The sequence below is a fragment of the Helicobacter felis ATCC 49179 genome, assembly GCF_000200595.1.
Classification (GTDB): Bacteria; Campylobacterota; Campylobacteria; order Campylobacterales; family Helicobacteraceae; genus Helicobacter; species Helicobacter felis.
In genome coordinates, this window is sequence record NC_014810.2 from 761,539 (window position 1) to 779,732 (window position 18,194).

Sequence of the window (18,194 nt, forward strand, 5' to 3'; positions counted from 1 at the left end):
TAAGGGAGTTTGAGATGTTTAGCGGAGTTATCCATCAAATTGCCCCCATTAAAGCCTTTGATCACAATGTGTTAGAAATCCTAAGCGACTATCGCCCCAAACTAGGCGATAGCATCGCGGTCAATGGAGCATGTTTAACCGTGATTAGGCTTTTTAAGGGGGGGTTTGCCCTAGAATTGAGCGCGCACACTCAAAAGTCGATTGCCTTAGAGAATTATGTTCCCGGGGCGCGCGTACATATAGAACCCGCCTTGAGAGCGAGCGATCGTCTCGATGGGCATTTCGTGCAGGGGCATATTGATGGGATTGGAGTCATCATGGATATTAAGCCTTTGGCTAATCAAGTGTGTGTGCAAATCCAAGCCCCTAGGGATTTTCTCCAACTTTGTATTCCTCATGGCTCAGTAGCGCTCGATGGGGTGAGTCTGACTCTAAGTCAAGTGCATACAAATGGTTTTAATCTAACGATTATCCCTTATACCTTTGAGAATACCCTCTTTGCTATCTATGAAAAAGGGCGGCGAGTCAATTTAGAAAGCGATCTGCTAGTGCGCTCTGTAGCCCATCTGCTCAAAGCCCCTCGCTCTAGATTGAGCTGGCAGGATATTGATCGTATCGCGATGAGTTACTAATGGCATTGCCCAAAGCCGTAGCCCTCGCCTACAATGTTGGACAAGACAGCGCGCCCAAAGTAGTGGCTAGTGGGGTGGGGGTGGTCGCGCGCGCGATCGTAGATAAGGCTAAAGCCTTTGATGTGCCTCTTTTTTGCAATGAGGCCTTGGTGGAGTCGCTCTTAGATGTGCGCCTAGACACGCCCATTCCTCCCGAACTCTATGCGAGCGTGGTGGAGGTCTTTATTTGGTTGCAGAATGCAGAGAGTGGAGCGCAGATGAGTTAAGCAAAAAGGGAGGTCTCAAGAGGGGAGATGTCAATTTGACCTGTTTTGTAGAAGTATTTACGCAGGACCAAAAAAGCCACCCACTCTTCTAAGGGTGAGCTAAAGGCGCGCACATAAGCGTTTGCATTGGAAATGATGTCTAAACAATCCTTAGGGCGCGCGCTAAAAAACTCTAATTGTGCCTCCACATCACTATAATCATCTTTAATAGGAATATAGTGCACATTGGGGAGTAATTGGCTCTCTAAAAAGAAACTCTCAAATTTTGGTGGAGGCATCAGGGCGATGGAGTTAGAACTTAAAATCCATTTGAGATTGCTCGCTACATCATAGCCTTCTAAGGATAGAATGAATTTGTATTCTAGGTGTGTAGCAATACTGGTTTTTGGCTTGTTGAAAGGGCTTAAATGGGGGGGTCTGCACACCCACATGGCCTAAATCCATCAGGGGGTGGTTAAAATAGCGTTGCAAGAAATCTAGGCGATGAGGTTGCACGCACGCGCCCCTAAAAAAAAGTTTATTTTGCTTGGAGGTAAAAGGAATGCTAGAGGTGGGGAAAATATATTTAAAGTGCCGTCTTGTGTCTAAGGGCAAGAGGACATTGTAAGAATACGTGGTAATGGGAATAGGCCTACTCTTACAAAGAGAGGGAAATAGCAAATTGTAATTCACATCCCCATATTCGAGGTGATAGTGCAAATTTTGGGGGAAAAACCTAAAATGTTTCATAAAATCGTAATAGTAACGGCTCCCCAGTGATAGACCTTTAATAAGACCTAAGGGCTTAGAGTGGATTTGAGAACAAGGAGGCAACATGCATGCTTTTTGGACGCGCTTTTTGAGGACTTCTAACGCATTATCAGGTAAGTTTTTTAATCGATCTAGGCGTTTTTTATATCTTAAATTTTGACAAGGGAGATAAGGCTGCAAACACAATAGCAACGATTTTAAATTGTAGATGAACGCGTTTTGTGTGTGTTTCATTCTTAAAATCTACCATATTCTGCACAAAAACTGCCTAAGATTTACTGAAAATTCTGTATAATCTCCTACGCAGTTTAACTATATTGAACGCCACAAGGAGAACTAAATGCTAGAAATTAGATGGCATGCTAGGGCCGGGCAGGGCGCGGTTACCGGCGCAAAAGGCTTGGCCGATGTGCTCACCACTACCGGCAAAGAGGTGCAGGGTTTTGCAGTCTATGGTTCGGCTAAAAGAGGGGCAGCGATGACCGCCTATAACCGCATCGATTCTGAGCCTATTTTAAATCACGAAAAATTTATGAATCCCGATTATGTTTTGGTAATCGATCCGGGTTTGACTTTCATTACAGACATTACAGAAAATGAAAAACCGGACACCACTTATATCATCACCACTCACCTAAGCAAGGATGAATTGTTTGAGAAAAAGCCTAACTTGGCCAGCAAAAAGGTTTATACCTTGAATTGTATCAAAATTGCCATGGACACCATCAAACGCCCCATTCCTAACACGCCTATGTTGGGGGCTTTGATGAAGGTATCTGGTATGTTGGAGTTGGACTTTTTTAAAAACACCTTTAAAGAGGTGTTGGGTAAAAAAATGCCTCAGGCTTTGATTGATGCCAACATGATGGCTATCGATCAGGCTTACGCCCAAGTGCAATAAAGGATTAACATGAAAAATTGGCAAGAATTTGAAATAGGGGGCGTGCTCTTCCCCTTTGAAAAACAGGGTCAAGACGAGCTTCATAAGCACAATGATGAGCGCACCTACACCCAAGAGAGTTCTTTTACTGACAGCGTTTCCCATTGGCGTGTAGAAAAACCCGTGCACAATAAAGAAGTGTGTATCAACTGCTTTAACTGCTGGGTGTATTGTCCGGATGCTTCCATTCTCTCTAGGGAGGGCAAGATGAGCGGAGTGGATTATGATCACTGCAAAGGTTGCGGGGTGTGCGTGGATGTCTGCCCCACTAATCCTAAATCTCTGCTCATGTTTGACAATTTGGAACCCCTAGAAGAGGCGCTCACCAAGTGGCCTCAAAAAGCCGAAGGGTTGAAAAAGAAAAGTTACCGCACAGAAGGGGGTTACAATGGGTTCTAGTTATCATTTGAACGAAGTAGAGGCATGGGATGGGTGCACTGCTAGCGCGCATGCGCTCAGGCAAGTTCAAGTAGATGTTGTGGCTGCTTACCCGATCACTCCCTCCACGCCTATTATCCAGAACTACGGATCGTTTAAGGATAATGACTATGTGGACGGGGAATTTGTGCTTGTGGAATCCGAACATGCGGCTATGAGCGCGTGTGTGGGTGCTGCTGCTGCTGGGGGGCGGGTTAGCACCGCGACCAGTTCGCAAGGTTTCGCTCTAATGACTGAAGTGCTTTATCAAGCCTCAGGGATGCGTTTGCCCATCGTGCTCAATGTGGCTAACCGCGCTCTAGCTGCCCCTCTAAACATCCACTGCGACCACTCAGATATGTATCTGGGGCGTGATAGTGGTTGGATCAATCTGTGCACCTGCAACCCTCAGGAGGTCTATGATTTTACCCTAATGGCGTTCAAATTGGCCGAACATAAAGAAGTGCGCGTGCCGGTGATGGTGCATCAAGATGGCTTTTTATCCTCTCACACTGTGCAGAATGTGCGCCCTTTAAGCGATGCGGTGGCTTATAAATTTGTGGGCGATTATGTGAGTGTGCACCCCATGCTAGATTTTGATAAGCCCGTGAGCTTTGGGGCGCAGGCGGAGGAGGAGTGGCATTTTGAACACAAGGCCAAACTCCACCATGCGATCATGCACTCTAGCACAATCTTAGAGGGCATTTTTAACGATTTTGCCAAAATCACCGGCAGACAATACCGCCTAGTAGAAACTTTCCAAACTAGCGATGCGGAAGTGATCATTTTTGCATTGGGCACGACTTGGGAATCCGCTATCGTGGCAGCCAAAAAAGCGCGCGAACAGGGTATCAAAGCAGGCGTGGTAACCACGCATGTACTGCGCCCCTTCCCCTTTGAGTTGGTGGCTAACGCGCTTAAAAATGCCAAAGCGGTCGCGGTGATGGATCGCAGTTCTCCCTCTGGAGCGATGGGCGCGCTCTTTAATGAGGTGGCCGCAAGCCTCTATCAAGCCCCCGGCTCTAAACGCCCTGTTTTGAGTAATTACATTTACGGATTAGGAGGTCGGGATTTGACCCAAGCAGATATAGATAGTATCTTTGAAGCTTTGTCTCAGGATGCTAAAAAAGGCGGGCTCACCCACCCCACCCAACAATTCATCGGGCTCAACGGACCCGAGTTGTCTTATTTTTAAAAGGAGAGTGCATGGTTAAAGAAGTTAAAACACTCAAAAGTTTTAGCCAATCGGCTGAAAAATTCGAAGGTTCGCACCTACTCTGCCCGGGCTGTGGGCATGGGATCATCGTGCGCGAAGTGCTCAACGCTGTAGATGGTCCTATTGTGCTGGGCAATTCTACCGGTTGTTTGGAAGTCTGCTCTGCAGTGTATCCGCACACTTCTTGGGATGTGCCTTGGATTCATATTGGCTTTGAAAATGGTTCGACAGCTATTAGTGGGGTAGAGAGCATGTACAAGGCTCTCGCGCGCAAGGGCAAATACACGGGGCAACGCCCTAAATTTGTCGCCTTTGGGGGGGATGGCGCGAGCTATGACATCGGGTTTCAATTCATCAGTGGTTGTATGGAACGCGGGCACGACATCACTTACATCTGCTTAGATAATGAAAACTACGCCAACACCGGCGGGCAACGCAGTGGCAGTACCCCTATGGGCGCGAGCACTAGCACCACTCCAGCGGGTAAAGTGAGCTATGGCAAAAAAGAGCGTAAGAAAGATTTGACCTTGATCATGGCAGCCCATGGTATTCCTTATGCCGCGCAAATGGCACCCAATAAGTGGAAGGACATGAATAAAAAAATCAAAACCGCCTTGGACACTGAGGGCCCCTGCTTTATCAACGCTCTTAGTCCCTGTCCTACTGAGTGGAAATACCATTCTTCTTTAGCCATTGAAATGACAGATTTAGCCGTGGATTGCTTGATCTTCCCTCTCTTTGAAGTCTTCCATGGCCAAGAGCTTAAAATCACCTACCGCCCGCGCAATATCTTACCTGTGCGCGACTATTTGGGCCCCCAAAAGCGTTTTGCCCACCTCTTTAAAAAGGAAAACGAGCACATCATTGAAGCCCTGCAAAAAGATGTAGATGCGCGTTGGGAATATTTACAACGCAGAGAAGAGGCCAAAGTTTAATGCTGGAGCGCTACGCTAGAGAGGCGATGACGCGCCTCTGGAGCGAACAGCATAAGTTTGAAACCTACCTGCAGGTGGAAAAGGCGGTAGCTAAGGGTTGGCACGCCTTAGGGCTGATGGATTCTCAAACTTGCGATCAAATCCAGCAGGCCAGTTTTCAGCTAGAAGACATCCATCATTTTGAAAAAACCACCAAGCATGACATCATCGCCTTCATCCAAGCGGTGAGCAAAACCTTAGGCGATTCTGAGCGTTTTTTTCACTATGGAATCACCTCTAGTGATTGCATTGACACCGCTTTAGCCCTGCTCATCAAGCAGAGTTTAGCCCTTATTATTGAGGACATGCACGAACTTTTAAGTGTGCTTAAAGCGCGCGCTTACGAGTTTAAAGAGGTGGTCATGGTAGGCAGAAGCCATGGGGTGCATGGCGAGCCCATCGCCTTTGGGTTGGTGTGGGCGTTGTGGTATGATGACATGCGCGCGCACCTTAAAGCCCTGCAAGAGGTGAGTAAAGAGGTCAGCGTAGGGATGATCAGCGGGGCGATGGGCAACATGGCACATAGCCCCTTTGAACTGGAGGAGTTGGTTTGTCAGGAATTGGGCTTGGGAGTGGCTAAAATTAGCAATCAAGTCATCTCTAGGGAACGCCACGCGCGTGTGTGCAACGCCCTAGCTTTACTAGCGAGCAGTTGTGAAAAGATCGCCATTAATATCCGCCACTACCAACGCACGGAAGTTTACGAAGCTGAAGAGGCTTTTAGCGTGGGACAAAAGGGCAGCTCGGCCATGCCCCACAAGCGTAACCCCGTTTTGAGCGAAAATATCACCGGCTTAGCGCGCATGATTCGCGCTTATGCGATCCCGATGATGGAAAATGTCGCCCTTTGGCATGAAAGAGATATTAGTCATAGCTCGGTAGAACGATTCGTGCTTCCGGACGCGTTTATCACCCTAGATTTTCTCTTGCACCGCCTCACCAATCTTTTAAAAGATTTGGTCGTTTATCCGGAAAACATGCGTAGGAATTTAGAGCGCACGGGGGGGCTGGTCTTTTCCCAACGTGTGCTCTTAGAATTGCCCAAACTAGGCTTTAGCAAGGCGCAAAGTTATACCATTGTGCAAGAAAACGCCATGCGCGTGTGGGCACTCTTGCAACAAGGCCAGAACGCGAGCTTTTTAGAACACCTTTTAGCCGAAGAGCGTTTAAAAGAAGTGGATCGCGCTCTCATTACCGATTGCTTTGAAACAGATTATTATCTACGCCAAATCCCGCGTATTTTCGCCCGCGTCTTTGGGGATTAAAGCCTTACAACCTTAAATCTTTGGGTACTCAGCCCAAAGTTTTCTCTTTAAAAACTCTTAAATCTTCCACCTCTAACATCTTTATTACTATTTTGTTACTAATTTTTACTTTTTAATGTTTATTTCTCCCTCTTAGTGCGTTTTGCTTGACAGGGGGGGGGGGGGGGGGTAGAATATTATTATAAATATTTCAAAAGAGGAGTTGGCATGTTTTTAGGCGCGTTAAATACAGAGGAAAAGCAGGCGTTTTTACAGATCGCCCACCATTTTGCTTGGAGCAATCATGATTTTTCAGACGCACAAAAGGGTGTGATCGCCACATACTGCTTAGAAATGCAGATTGAGGACATCGCTTACGATGCTGACAAATTCGATCTAGCGACCACTTTAAAGACTTTTAAGCAAAAAGAACACCAAAAAATCGTGTTGCTAGAAACTATGGCACTCGCAATGGCAGATCGCTTAACCCACTTGGAAGCCTTGCACGAGGGCGAAAAGGAGGTGTTGGACACAATGATTAAAACCTTTGAGCTAGAACCCAATTTAGCCACTATTTACGCCGATTGGACTAAGGCGATGCTAGTGCTCACCGATCAGGGTAAGAATTTAATTAATCTTTAGCATGGGTTTTCCTTGCACCATTTGCGGGGCGTGTTGCCGTAATATCAGTGGAGTTAAAGAGCTTGCCCCCTTTGATTTGGGTAATGGCGTGTGTCGCCACTTAGACCCACAAACCCAGCGGTGTTTGATCTATGAGAACCGCCCCCAAATTTGCAGGATCGATGAGATGTATGAAAAGGTGTTTTACAAACACTACAGCCTAGAGGAGTTTTACGCCCTCAATCTCAAAGCCTGCCAGATGCTACAGGAAAAAGAGGGTGTAGAAGAGATTTTGAGGGTTAAAGTTGAAAAATGAATAAGGAGAAAAAGATGGCTTTACCATGGATGATAGGAGAGGATTATGTGGAGATTAGTGTTGATCTTGATGACAATGGTACTAGGGCAGAAGCGCGTATTCAAAAAATGTATGAGCAGGGGGGTTATGTGCAAGCAAAAGTGAGTTTTGATGACAAAACTACCAATAAACAATAAGGAGAACAAATGCCTTTACCATTTATTTTAGGGGGATTAGCAATAGCGGCGATCGCTGGGGCCGTGATCATAGGAATCATGGAATTTTATAATCGAGTCAAGGAAAAGAAACGGAAACTTAAGGCATTCGCAGCTAAGGTTCAAGCTATGTATGATATGGGAGATTATGTGGAAGTTGAAGTTGGATTGCTAGATAGACATGGTGATGAGATCGATTCAATGGAACTCAAGGTCAAAGAGGAGGAGGCATACAACAATCTTAGAGAGGGCATGACCCTATGAAAACAGAAGCGATCTTTATCCAAAACGACTGGATCAAACAAGTCGATCCAAAACAGCTAGAGGCTTTTGGCGCAGAAGTCAAAGAGGTGCTAGAAAAACAAGACTACGATTTTAGTGGTGTGCAAGAAGTGGCTTTAGTGGGGGTGTTTGATCCAAATGGAACGCATAAAATCCAAGTCAAAACCCAATCATACAAGCCCACATCAGCGGAGGAAGTGGGTATTTCTTTACTCCTCTCAAGGCTCAACCACCCCATTAACGAGGCATTGAGCGAGGGCAAATTCTTAGGGCTCGGGGCACATTTTTACTTGGCGATCAACTGCACTAAAACCCTACAAGAGCACTTGAACAAGCAGGCGCAGGACAAAAAAGCCATCAAGCAAGAGCAAGAAAACGCCCCGAGTTTGAACCTACGGGTGGAAGACCCCCGCTACAGCCTAGAGAAAATCGAGCTGGATAAGAAAACCAAAAAGGGGATTTTAGAGGTCATCACTCTAGTGCAAAAGCAAGATTTGATTTATGAGGAGTGGGGTTTTAAAGAGGTCGATGGGATTGCTAAGACCATCATCAATTTTCATGGCAAACCGGGCACGGGCAAGACCATGAGCGCGCACATCATCGCCAAAGAATTAGGCAAGCAAATTATCCATGGCAATTACGCCGACATTGAGTCTAAATTCGTGGGGGACGCGCCTAAAAATCTAGTCGCTGCCTTTGATTTGGCGCAAAAGAGTGGGGCGATTTTATTCTTTGATGAAGCCGATAGCTTTTTGGGTAAGCGCATTTCTAATGTTACCCAGAGTGCCGATCAGGCGGTCAATTCTTTGCGTAGCGAGTTATTAAAGCTGTTGGAGGAACGCCCCGTCATTGTGATTTTTGCCACGAATTTATTAGAAAACTATGATAAAGCCTTTCATAGCCGAATCCTACGCTCCATTAGCTTTGAATTACCCAATGCCAAGCAAAGGCAGGCAATCATATTAAAGCACATCCCTACCGCCCTTTATGAAAAAGGCATGGCACAATTTTCTCAAGAGGAGCTAGAGGTTTTAAGCAAAATGGCTAAGGGTTTTTCGGGCAGAGAGATTAAAAACGCCATTTTAAATGGCTTGATTAGCGCGGCAAAAGAGGATGAGCCGTTGCCAAATTTCACCTACTTCAAAAAGGCATTTAAAACAGCCAAAAAGGAATTTGAAAAAACCCATAAGGAGGAAAACAGAAAAGAAAGTTTGAGTCAGCGGATTAAAAGCAACTTGAAAAAAGGCAAATTCAAAACCATAAGGAGAAAAAATGATCAATAATGGCAAAAGTCCTAGCGGAAAATTGATTGAGGAATTGGTAGCGTTTCTTAAAGAAAAAGGCTTTTTGTTAGAGGATCTTAGGAAGTTACTCAGTCAAGACACCTTTTTGCAAGCGTGGAATTACACAGAGGTCAAACAAGACAAATACAGCTTTAAAGAGTTGTTGGCGTGGGTCAAAGAGCATTTTAACCCCAATCTACACAGTGCAGCGAGTCTAACTAGAGAGGAAAAACCGGGTGAGGGAATTATTTTAAGCTGTTGCTTTATGGATAAAAAGAACGCCCCCATGACCAGTGAAAAAGACCCATTTTTACAAGTCATCACCAAAGAACTTGACGAGGACTTGAAAAAGAACTTTGGCAACAAAAACATGATTATGTTGAAATAGGGGATAAGATGGGTATCATTGGCAATGTCCTAGAGTTTTTTAGGAGCGTATGGGAGTGGGTCAAGCGCATTTGGACGCGTATTTTAAATTTCTTTAAAAATATTGTGGCTTGGTTTAAAGACCCAGAGAGATTGCAACGCCTAAAGCAAAATAAAAAGGTAATTGCCACCTCTATTAAGGAAAGGCTGGACAATGGAGAGTATGGCGTTGTGAATTGTCTCTTTAATACAGCAACAGGGGAAATTGAAGGGGAAGCAGAGGGTATTGAGAGCGAACAAGTCGATGCTGAAACTCAAAGGAATTTTGGCAATAAAGAAATGATCGTTTTGAAGTGAGGGGGAGGGCATGCCAACTTATTTAATTGTCTTAATCGTGGTTGTAGCAGTCGCTTTGATGTCTATAATTGTCTTGCGTAAGAGAGCACCTATAGCCATCGAACAAGAAACCTTGAGCATGAAAGAGGTGATTGCCTTTTTTAAAGAGGGGGAAGTAATGCAAAGCTTAAAAAGCAATAGCAACATGGTGGCTGTGGCGATACGAGAAAAACAAAGCGATGGGCGTTTAAAAATCACGCTCACCCCCTATGACAAACAACAAAACACCATCACCCCCAATGCGCCTATAAAAATTTATCTAGTCAAACGCTTAGATGAGGATTTAGAAAAGAATTTTGGGGATAAGGATATGCTGGTTCTGCAGTGATGGTTTAAGTAAAATCTTAGGAAAAACACACTAGGTTTTGCCATCTAACTTAAAAGAACCTAAAATGAAAGTCGCCGTTTTGATGAGTGGGGGGGTGGATAGCTCTTATAGCGCGTATTTATTGCAACAAGCCGGGCATGAGTTGCTAGGAGTCTATCTCAAGTTACATGGCAAAGAGGAAAAGCACGCGCTATATATCCGCAACTGCCAAGAAGTGGCAAAGTTTTTAAATATCCCCTTTGAGGTGGTGGACTTACAGGCTGAGTTTAAACAAGGCGTTTATGACGCGTTTGTGCAAGCCTATGAGCAAGGGCAAACCCCCAACCCGTGCGCGCTGTGTAACCCCTTGATGAAATTTGGACTAGGCTTAGAGTTTGCTCTAAATCAAGGATGTGAAAAAATCGCCACCGGGCATTATGCGCGCTTAGAGAAGGTGGGGGGAGTGTTGCGCATCAAAGAAGCAAAAGACACCAGTAAGGATCAAAGTTATTTTCTCTACGCTTTGCCTCAAAAAGCTATCGATCGCCTGCTCTTCCCCTTAGGGGATTTGCTCAAAAGTGAAATCAAACCCCTAGCCCTAGAAAAAATGCCCTTTTTGGGGGACTTGCAAACCTATAAGGAATCTCAAGAAATTTGCTTTGTGGAAACTAATTACATTGACACGCTCAAAAAACATGTGCAAGTGGATCAAGAGGGTATTGTGCGCAATCTCAAAGGAGAGGTAGTAGGCACGCACAGGGGCTATATGCATTACACCATTGGTAAGCGCAAGGGTTTTACGATCAAGGGCGCGCATGAACCCCATTTTGTGGTGGGCATTGACGCGCTTAAGAATGAGATTATCGTAGGGCAAAAGGAGGCTTTAGCCATCTGCACTTTGGAGGCGCGCAATAAATCTTTGCCTAGCAATTTTAAAGAGGGAGAATATTTAGTTAAGGTGCGCTATCGAAGCACGCCTACTAGCGCACATATTCGTTTAGAAGATGACACTATCCGCGCGCGTTTTGAAAACCCCGTTTATGGCGTGGCATTGGGGCAAGCGTTGGTGATTTATGATCAAGATCGTGTCTTGGGTGGAGGGGTGATTACTAAAAGTTATGCTTAAAACTTCCAATGCAAGTTGACATGACAAGCCCCCATGCTAGAGGCTTTGACATGGTTACCCATTTGGGGCAGGTGGATTTTGACATGCTTTTGAAATTTGTTGGTAAAATCTTCATATTGACCCAAGTGCATGGATCGGGCCTCGTAAACCGCAACACTTTCTAAACTAGGAACAGGCTTGCCTCTAAGAAAAGCACCCAGTCTTTTCTTATAAGAATACCCTTTTCTTTCGCGGCGTTTTTTCCACACTAGCGAGTTGGGAGGCACATGGTAAAACCCTAGATGGACCTCAGAACCCAAACTTTCTAACACATAAGCATTTGCACAGGTTAAAAAAAATAGCATGATGGCCAGCGATTTAATGAATCCCATCGCCATTCCTTAAGGGTGATTTGGATTCTCATTTTAACATGGACAAACTTAAGGGTTTTTCACGGCAACAGCTCCACTGCGCTTTTTAAAACTCTTTGGTAGAGACCCTGCTCTAAATACGGTGCGCTTGTGTGGAGTAGCGCGCCTCATTGGATGTAAATATATTTTTATATTTCAAAGAAATCGTAAGATTTATCAAATAAAATTAAAAATCATCATCTCTACCTAACTCTAAAGCCTTAATGGGCGCGATCGCATTGCCTGCAATCCCCTCAATAGAGCCACGCGTGCGCGCTGTGATGGTTACCATCTTTTGGATTTGTTTACTCCTTTTGGCCCAAAGCTTTTCCATCGCCTGTTTTTCTTTCTCCAAATCCGCTTGCATCTCCCTAAAGGTGAGAAGCGCGTTTTCTACCTCTTTGGCAAATTCTGGACCCACTAGGTAATTATAAAGCTCATGGATTTTATCCCCCCTGTTTTCTTGACTTTTTTGCGCCCATGCACGATCGATGATCATTTGGCGCAAAATCCCACAAAGTCCCTTAAACTCTTGGAATGTGCACACATACACCCCCTGATAAAGCCCCATGCGATCTAGAGATTTGGGCAATACTTGGGTAACCAACACTCCAATATGCGCTTTAGCCTCGCGCATGTCCTCCTTAAATTTCTCCATCCACTCTTCATTAAAACTTTGCGTGCGCTTGCTCTCATAGCAAATCACGCCACAATTTTGTAATTTATAATCATGCACAATCTGCACACAATCCCCACCCCTGCGTCCTTTTTTCACCTCTTCAATGCTATCTAGGGGAAAATTTTCACGCAAATACGCTTCAATGGCCAATTCTTGCGCTTCGCCTTGAAGTTGCTGAGAAGTAAGCTGGGCTTTTCTTTGCACCTCTTGGGCAGCTTTTTCTAGGCGTTCTACTTGCATCTCTTTTTCTTTAAGTTTGAGCTCGTAGGTGGCCTGTAATCTCTTTTCTAATGCCTCTTGTTGTGCGCGTAATTGTTGCGCTTGTTCTTGCTGGATTTTAATTTGCATTTGTTGGCGTTCTTGATTAAGTTTTTTTTGCACTTCCTGCTGGATTTGTTGTTCTAATGCGTGTTTTTGCTGGGCAATTTCTTGTTTTTGTCCTTCAAGGTCCTTAAAAGCCTGCTGGTATTGCGCGCGTTTTTGTTGCAATTCCAACTCAAAACGCGCTTTTTCTTGCGCCATTTGTTGCTCGGCTTTTTGTTGGGCCTGCTTGGATAACAACGCGCTAATTTGGATAGTTTGCTTGCAATGTGGGCATGTAATCATATCATCCATGCTTGTCCTTTAGTGTTTTATCATTATTATACAGAATCGAGATATTGAGTGCGTGGGGGCGTAGTCGTATTTTCTATCCATCATTTAGGATTTATAAATGAGAATTACTAATCTTTAGATATAATTCTTTGCCGGTTAACCTTATTATGTAATCATTTTGAGATTGTTAGTGGTGAGGACACAATGGGCGTTGTAGAAACCCTTAAAAACAAGAGGCATTTTTTATTTTGGATTTTTCTAGGGGGCTGTGTGGTGGGCGTTTTTTTGAGCGTTTTGACTGTGCAGGCTGTAGAGTGGACAGCGGATGATAAATTCTGTGGAGTCTGCCATATTATGAAACCTGAAATAGACGCTTATCATCTGGACAAACATGGGGGCAACAATGCTGTGGGTTTTAAAGCGAGATGTGTGGATTGCCATCTGCCTCATAATAATGTGGTGAACTATTTCGTGCGTAAGGCAATTTTGGGCATGGAAGATGTCTATGGGAATGTTTTTAAAGACCCTAAAAAATTGGATTGGGAGAAAAACCGCCGCCGCGCTAAGGAATATGTCTTTGATTCGGGTTGTTTGCACTGCCATAGTAATTTGATGCGCGCTACTTCCTCGAATATGAAGTCCTTTTTACCTCATCGGGATTACTTTGAGGGGCTTAGTCAAAAAAAATGTGTGGAATGCCATTTAGACGAAGTGGGACACAAAAATCTAGGCTTGCATCTTAAAGAATACCTTAAAGAAAATTACAAGCCCTACCCTAGAGATTTTGTGATCGATGGTAGAGAAGTGTCTATCAATCCATCTACAAAAGAGGTGGTTAAAGAATTGATACAACCTGATAAGACCCATAACAAGGAGTGATGATGCTATCAAATTCACTACAAGGAGATTACTATGCTTGCTTTTAAGACTAAGTGCTGTGCGTTCTTGGTCTTGGTATTTGGTGTAGCACTAGGGGTTTTAAATGCGCACTCTCAGGGGGGGACTAGCATCGACAACGCCATGGATATTCAATTACCTTTGAAGACTTTTAGAGATATGAAAGCAGAGGCTAAGGGCTGTGTGGAATGCCATGCTAAAAAACATCCGGGCATTGTAGCCGATTGGAAGATGAGCAGACACGCGCACGCGGGGGTAACCTGTATTGACTGCCATGCGGTTACGCGCGATAGCCCTATGCTCACGATGGATGGGCATGAAGGTTCCAAAGTGCCTATCTCCGTGCTAGTTTCTACCAATACCTGCGGGAAGTGCCATGAAAAAGAAACCAAAGAGTTTAGACATAGCGGGCATGCTAGAGGCGCGGTGCAGGTTTGGGCTAAAGCAAGCATGCGCGATCTGATGGAAATGGTAGAGGGGCGCGGACATCCGGATTTAAAACATGCCCCAGAAGCCACTGGCTGTATCCAATGCCATGGATCTATCATCAAGTTAGATAAAAACAGACGCCCCACCCCTGAGACTTGGCCCACTTATGGGATTGGCACGGCCTTCCCTGATGGCTCTGTGGGTAATTGTGCCAGTTGTCATAGCGCACATAAATTCTCTCTTGCAGAGGCTAGAAAACCTGCCGCCTGCGCAAGCTGCCACTTAGGCCCTGATCACCCCGATATTGAGATTTATAACAACTCTATGCACGGGCATATCTTCAACTCTGAGGGCAACACATGGAATTTTGATGCGGCTCCGGGGACTTGGAAAGTGCCTGATTTTAGAGCCCCCACCTGTGCAACATGCCACATGAGTGGCAACTCTAAGAGCGCGGTAACTCACAATGTGAGTCGGCGTTTAAAATGGAATCTCTTTATGCCTTTGAGCCAACTACGCACAGGAGGGTATGAGACTGCTAGCGATGCCTACAGAGATAATTACCAAATCACTAAGGGCAATCCTCTAGCGGGCAATCCTAAGGGTCCGGATGCCGCGCGCGCGGAGATGAAGGCAGGTTGTATCGATTGCCATAATTCCGCCCATATCAATAATTTCTTTACGATGGCCGATAAGAATATCCTGCTCTACAATGAGTATTACAACGAGGCGCTCAAAATGAAAGAAGCCCTTGCTAAGAAAAACTTGTTGGATAAAGATATGTGGAATGATGAGTTCCAACGCATTTTCTACCATCTGTGGCATCATGAAGGTCGTCGCATGCGTCAAGGCGGAATTATGGGCGCGCCCGATTACTCCCACTGGCACGGGGTGTTTGAGCTCCAACAAGACATCAGAAAGTTGCGCAAAATCTACGCCAAACGCCTCAAAACTAACCAGATTGAGGATTGATCTCCTCTCAAGCCCCGTTAGGGGCTCTAATTAATTAACCTTTGATTTAATATCGATGCTAGCTCCTTGAGATTTGAGAGCTAAAAAAACGAGTAATTTCTGCCACACGCGCACCTGTAGCGACTTAAAAATCTCCCTATGCTTACCTAACATGTTATACTGAAATAAAATTTCAGGAGTTTCTAGATGGAGTGGCACCAGATTTATGCCCCTTTAGGGGGCAATGTATGGTTGAGTGCGTTAGTGGCGGCTTTGCCCATCGTGTTATTTTTTGCCTCATTGATTGTTTTTAAGCTTAAGGGCCATACTGCTGCTTTTTTAAGTGTGGTGCTCTCTGCGCTCATCGCTCTTCTTGTGTATAAAATGCCCCCGGTAATGGTGGGAGCTAGCTTTGTTTATGGGTTTTTATATGGTCTTTGGCCCATCGCATGGATCATCATCGCAGCGATTTTTCTCTATAAACTCAGTGTCAAATCTGGGTATTTTGAAATTCTTAAAGAGAGTGTGCAATCCATCACCCCAGATCACCGCATTTTGGTGATCTTGATTGGGTTTTGTTTTGGATCATTTTTAGAAGGGGCGATTGGTTTTGGTGGACCTGTGGCTATCACGGCAGCAATCTTGGTAGGCTTAGGGTTAAACCCCCTCTATGCGGCCGGGTTATGCCTGATTGCTAACACGGCGCCGGTTGCCTTTGGAGCGGTGGGCATTCCCATCACTGCGATGGCTGGAGCGGTGGGTGTGAGCGCGTTGGCCATTAGCGCGATGGCAGGCAAAATCTTATTTTTTGTGAGTTTGCTTGTGCCTTTCTTTATCGTATTTTTAATGGATGGTGTGCGCGGGATCAAAGAAACTTTTCCAGCCGTGTTTGTAGCTGCTTTTAGCTTTGCTTTTGCGCAGTATTTGAGCTCAAACTATCTAGGGCCAGAACTCCCCGGGATTCTCTCTGCAATCGTTTCACTCGTAGCGACTGCTGTATTCTTGCGTTTTTGGCAACCTAAGCACATTTTTAGGAGTGATGGTAAAGAAGTTACCCACACGCACCAGCAACATCACATTTGTAAGGTTTTAGTGGCGTGGGCACCTTTTGTTATTTTGATCGCTACGATTGTTATTTGGACTCAACCTTGGTTTAAGGCTCTCTTTGCCAAAGGTGGAGCTTTAGCTTTCTCTAACTTCTATTTTGAATTTGATAGCATTAGTCAGAAAATTTTAAAAAGCGCGCCCTTTGTGCTTGAGGGCAAGAGCGCAACTAGCCCTGTGATTTTCAAACTGCCCCTAATTAACACCGTGGGGACTTCCATTTTGGTAGCCGCATTAGTGAGTATCTTTGTCTTGCGTGTTAAAGCAAGCGATGCGGTGCATGTCTTTGGCGATACCTTAAAAGAAATGCGCTTTCCTATTTTGACCATTGGCTTAGTGCTCAGTTTTGCCTACATCTCCAATTACAGCGGGATCTCTGCAACTATGGCCCTAGCTCTTACCCATACAGGCAAAGCCTTTACTTTCTTTTCGCCTGTCATTGGTTGGGTGGGCGTATTTCTCACCGGGAGCGATACAAGCTCTAATTTACTCTTTGGTTCGCTACAACAACTCACAGCCAACAATCTTAAAATTCCAGAAGTGCTTACGCTCACAGCCAATACCGTGGGGGGCACTCTAGGCAAGATGATCAGCCCTCAGAGTATTGCGATCGCTTGTGCGGCTGTAGGATTAGCGGGTAAAGAATCTGATCTCTTTAAATTCACGGTGAAATACTCCATTGTTTTTGTGCTTTTCATGGGCATTGTGATCAGTGTGATTGCCTATCTCATTCCTCAAGTTGTGCCCGTTGCTTGAGGATCTTAGGCTTGATGAAAGAGTGTTCATAAAGTCTTAAAAGCACGATAAAAAAAGCGGTGATAGTAGGCCCCACCGCAATCCCCCAAAATCCAAATTTACTAATGCCTGCCAAGATAGAGAAAAAGATCAGTATCTCATTGATTTTCAAAGAGATTTTAAGAATTCTGTGTTTGATAAACCCGATTAACCAAGGTTTGATCAGGCTATCAATCAAGCCTCCGATGAGCACGATAGAGTAAATAGCTATTACAATAGCAATTGTTGTGTGATCGCGATACATTTCATACAAAGCGACAGGAATCCACACCAAAGACCCGCCCACAATAGGAATAAGCGAAGCTAGGCCGTATAAAATCCCCAAAGAGAGCCAATCTAGATCAAACCACACCACCAACGCTCCAAAAGCCACTCCCTGCAACACGACATTGATGATTGAGGTGAGCAAGACCACGCGCAAAATGCCGGCCACTTCTCTAAAAATTCCCTTACTTTGGATTTTCTCAAAGGGGAGGATTTCTAAAATATAGCTATAGAAGTGGCGGCCATAAAAGAAACATAGGAATAAAAACACTAGAACCATCACCGTATCACTAGCCAATTTTAGGCTGTATTTACCAATATCACTACTAAAGCGCAAAACATAGGACATGATGGATTGAGCCGAGAGATGCGAGATAAAGTTTTTGGCATCTGTGTTGATGGCAGGAAAGCGATCCAAGAAGATGAGCACATCCGCCTTGAATTTATTAAAAAAGAAAGAGAGTTTTTCAAGGTTGATATGGGAGAGGAAATCGACACTTTGGTGGATAATGAAGTAAAGAGGTATGACCAAAAAACTTAACAGCACCACCACGCAGAGCAAAGAGCTAAAGAGATCGCGCATGTATTTGTCTAAAAACTCTTTGAGCCAAAAGATAGTTACACACAATAGCCCAGCGATGAGTAAATCCATCAAAAAATCTTCATAAAGATAGAGCATCCAGTAAAACGCCACACAAAATAAGAGCCAAAAGAAATACACCGGGCGCATGCCAACCTCATTAGTTTTGCACTATAATACCC

At 44.8% G+C, this 18,194-nt stretch carries 23 protein-coding genes; 19 read left to right on the plus strand and 4 right to left on the minus strand.

What is annotated here, in order from left to right; translation table 11 throughout:
• The first annotated feature begins 14 nt into the window (after positions 1 to 14).
• Positions 15 to 632: a riboflavin synthase gene (gene ribE / locus HFELIS_RS03855; RefSeq protein ID WP_013469226.1), complete on the plus strand. Its 618-nt coding sequence runs from the start codon at positions 15 to 17 to the stop codon at positions 630 to 632.
• On the plus strand, positions 632 to 898 hold the full coding sequence (locus tag HFELIS_RS03860) for an EscU/YscU/HrcU family type III secretion system export apparatus switch protein (protein WP_013469227.1): 267 nt from the start codon (positions 632 to 634) through the stop codon (positions 896 to 898). The genes ribE and HFELIS_RS03860 overlap by 1 nt, the downstream gene beginning before the upstream one ends.
• Here HFELIS_RS03860 and HFELIS_RS08735 read toward each other — a convergent pair.
• Positions 895 to 1,329: a glycosyl transferase family 90 gene (locus HFELIS_RS08735; protein WP_013469228.1), complete on the minus strand. Its 435-nt coding sequence runs from the start codon at positions 1,327 to 1,329 to the stop codon at positions 895 to 897. The genes HFELIS_RS03860 and HFELIS_RS08735 overlap by 4 nt on opposite strands.
• Positions 1,330 to 1,988: 659 nt before the next feature.
• On the opposite strand from HFELIS_RS08735, the gene HFELIS_RS03870 reads away from it, so the two are divergent.
• From HFELIS_RS03870 to mnmA, 14 genes are all read left to right on the plus strand, one after another.
• Positions 1,989 to 2,549 carry a pyruvate flavodoxin oxidoreductase subunit gamma gene (locus HFELIS_RS03870; RefSeq protein ID WP_013469229.1) on the plus strand — a complete coding sequence of 187 codons (561 nt, stop codon included), beginning with the start codon at positions 1,989 to 1,991 and terminating at the stop codon, positions 2,547 to 2,549.
• A 9-nt stretch (positions 2,550 to 2,558) separates the two neighbouring features.
• Positions 2,559 to 2,987 carry a 4Fe-4S dicluster-binding protein gene (locus HFELIS_RS03875; RefSeq protein ID WP_013469230.1) on the plus strand — a complete coding sequence of 143 codons (429 nt, stop codon included), beginning with the start codon at positions 2,559 to 2,561 and terminating at the stop codon, positions 2,985 to 2,987.
• Positions 2,977 to 4,200 (plus strand): 2-oxoacid:ferredoxin oxidoreductase subunit alpha, encoded by a 1,224-nt coding sequence (locus HFELIS_RS03880; protein WP_013469231.1) that lies wholly within the window; start codon positions 2,977 to 2,979, stop codon positions 4,198 to 4,200. Before HFELIS_RS03875 ends, HFELIS_RS03880 begins: the two co-directional genes overlap by 11 nt.
• Before the next feature lie 11 nt (positions 4,201 to 4,211).
• Positions 4,212 to 5,156, plus strand: a complete 945-nt coding sequence (locus HFELIS_RS03885; protein ID WP_013469232.1) for a thiamine pyrophosphate-dependent enzyme — start codon at positions 4,212 to 4,214, stop codon at positions 5,154 to 5,156.
• Positions 5,156 to 6,460: an adenylosuccinate lyase gene (gene purB, locus HFELIS_RS03890; RefSeq protein ID WP_013469233.1), complete on the plus strand. Its 1,305-nt coding sequence runs from the start codon at positions 5,156 to 5,158 to the stop codon at positions 6,458 to 6,460. Before HFELIS_RS03885 ends, purB begins: the two co-directional genes overlap by 1 nt.
• A 207-nt stretch (positions 6,461 to 6,667) precedes the next feature.
• Positions 6,668 to 7,081 (plus strand): hypothetical protein, encoded by a 414-nt coding sequence (locus HFELIS_RS03895; RefSeq protein WP_013469234.1) that lies wholly within the window; start codon positions 6,668 to 6,670, stop codon positions 7,079 to 7,081.
• 1 nt (position 7,082) lies between these two features.
• Entirely contained in the window at positions 7,083 to 7,376 is a 294-nt protein-coding gene (locus HFELIS_RS03900) for a YkgJ family cysteine cluster protein (RefSeq protein WP_013469235.1), read from the plus strand.
• A 14-nt stretch (positions 7,377 to 7,390) separates the two neighbouring features.
• The gene (locus HFELIS_RS09040) at positions 7,391 to 7,552 is read left to right on the plus strand and encodes a hypothetical protein (protein WP_013469236.1); all 162 of its coding nucleotides are present in this window, start codon (positions 7,391 to 7,393) and stop codon (positions 7,550 to 7,552) included.
• A gap of 9 nt (positions 7,553 to 7,561) precedes the next feature.
• Positions 7,562 to 7,834 carry a hypothetical protein gene (locus tag HFELIS_RS03905; protein WP_013469237.1) on the plus strand — a complete coding sequence of 91 codons (273 nt, stop codon included), beginning with the start codon at positions 7,562 to 7,564 and terminating at the stop codon, positions 7,832 to 7,834.
• On the plus strand, positions 7,831 to 9,135 hold the full coding sequence (locus HFELIS_RS03910) for an ATP-binding protein (protein WP_013469238.1): 1,305 nt from the start codon (positions 7,831 to 7,833) through the stop codon (positions 9,133 to 9,135). Before HFELIS_RS03905 ends, HFELIS_RS03910 begins: the two co-directional genes overlap by 4 nt.
• Positions 9,125 to 9,523 (plus strand): hypothetical protein, encoded by a 399-nt coding sequence (locus tag HFELIS_RS03915; RefSeq protein WP_013469239.1) that lies wholly within the window; start codon positions 9,125 to 9,127, stop codon positions 9,521 to 9,523. The genes HFELIS_RS03910 and HFELIS_RS03915 overlap by 11 nt, the downstream gene beginning before the upstream one ends.
• 8 nt (positions 9,524 to 9,531) lie before the next feature.
• Positions 9,532 to 9,858, plus strand: a complete 327-nt coding sequence (locus HFELIS_RS03920; RefSeq protein ID WP_013469240.1) for a hypothetical protein — start codon at positions 9,532 to 9,534, stop codon at positions 9,856 to 9,858.
• A gap of 10 nt (positions 9,859 to 9,868) precedes the next feature.
• Positions 9,869 to 10,225 (plus strand): hypothetical protein, encoded by a 357-nt coding sequence (locus HFELIS_RS03925; RefSeq protein ID WP_013469241.1) that lies wholly within the window; start codon positions 9,869 to 9,871, stop codon positions 10,223 to 10,225.
• Positions 10,226 to 10,289: 64 nt separating this feature from the next.
• Positions 10,290 to 11,330, plus strand: coding sequence for a tRNA 2-thiouridine(34) synthase MnmA (mnmA, locus tag HFELIS_RS03930; protein ID WP_013469242.1), 1,041 nt, complete (start codon positions 10,290 to 10,292; stop codon positions 11,328 to 11,330).
• On the opposite strand, the gene HFELIS_RS03935 is transcribed toward mnmA, so the two are convergent.
• A complete protein-coding gene (locus HFELIS_RS03935; RefSeq protein WP_013469243.1) occupies positions 11,327 to 11,701 on the minus strand; it encodes a hypothetical protein in 375 nt (124 codons plus the stop codon). The genes mnmA and HFELIS_RS03935 overlap by 4 nt on opposite strands.
• Positions 11,702 to 11,906: 205 nt before the next feature.
• Positions 11,907 to 13,013, minus strand: a complete 1,107-nt coding sequence (locus tag HFELIS_RS03940; RefSeq protein ID WP_013469244.1) for a DUF2130 domain-containing protein — start codon at positions 13,011 to 13,013, stop codon at positions 11,907 to 11,909.
• Between the two features lie 183 nt (positions 13,014 to 13,196).
• Here HFELIS_RS03940 and HFELIS_RS03945 point away from each other — a divergent pair, with 183 nt between their 5' ends.
• The 3 genes from HFELIS_RS03945 (at position 13,197) to HFELIS_RS03955 (ending at position 17,129) form a co-directional block, all read left to right on the plus strand.
• Positions 13,197 to 13,871, plus strand: coding sequence for a cytochrome c3 family protein (locus HFELIS_RS03945; protein WP_013469245.1), 675 nt, complete (start codon positions 13,197 to 13,199; stop codon positions 13,869 to 13,871).
• A 33-nt stretch (positions 13,872 to 13,904) separates the two neighbouring features.
• Positions 13,905 to 15,290: a multiheme c-type cytochrome gene (locus HFELIS_RS03950; protein WP_013469246.1), complete on the plus strand. Its 1,386-nt coding sequence runs from the start codon at positions 13,905 to 13,907 to the stop codon at positions 15,288 to 15,290.
• A 186-nt stretch (positions 15,291 to 15,476) separates the two neighbouring features.
• Positions 15,477 to 17,129 (plus strand): L-lactate permease, encoded by a 1,653-nt coding sequence (locus HFELIS_RS03955; RefSeq protein WP_013469247.1) that lies wholly within the window; start codon positions 15,477 to 15,479, stop codon positions 17,127 to 17,129.
• On the opposite strand, the gene HFELIS_RS03960 is transcribed toward HFELIS_RS03955, so the two are convergent.
• Positions 17,101 to 18,162 carry an AI-2E family transporter gene (locus HFELIS_RS03960; protein WP_013469248.1) on the minus strand — a complete coding sequence of 354 codons (1,062 nt, stop codon included), beginning with the start codon at positions 18,160 to 18,162 and terminating at the stop codon, positions 17,101 to 17,103. The genes HFELIS_RS03955 and HFELIS_RS03960 overlap by 29 nt on opposite strands.
• Positions 18,163 to 18,194 lie beyond the last annotated feature (32 nt).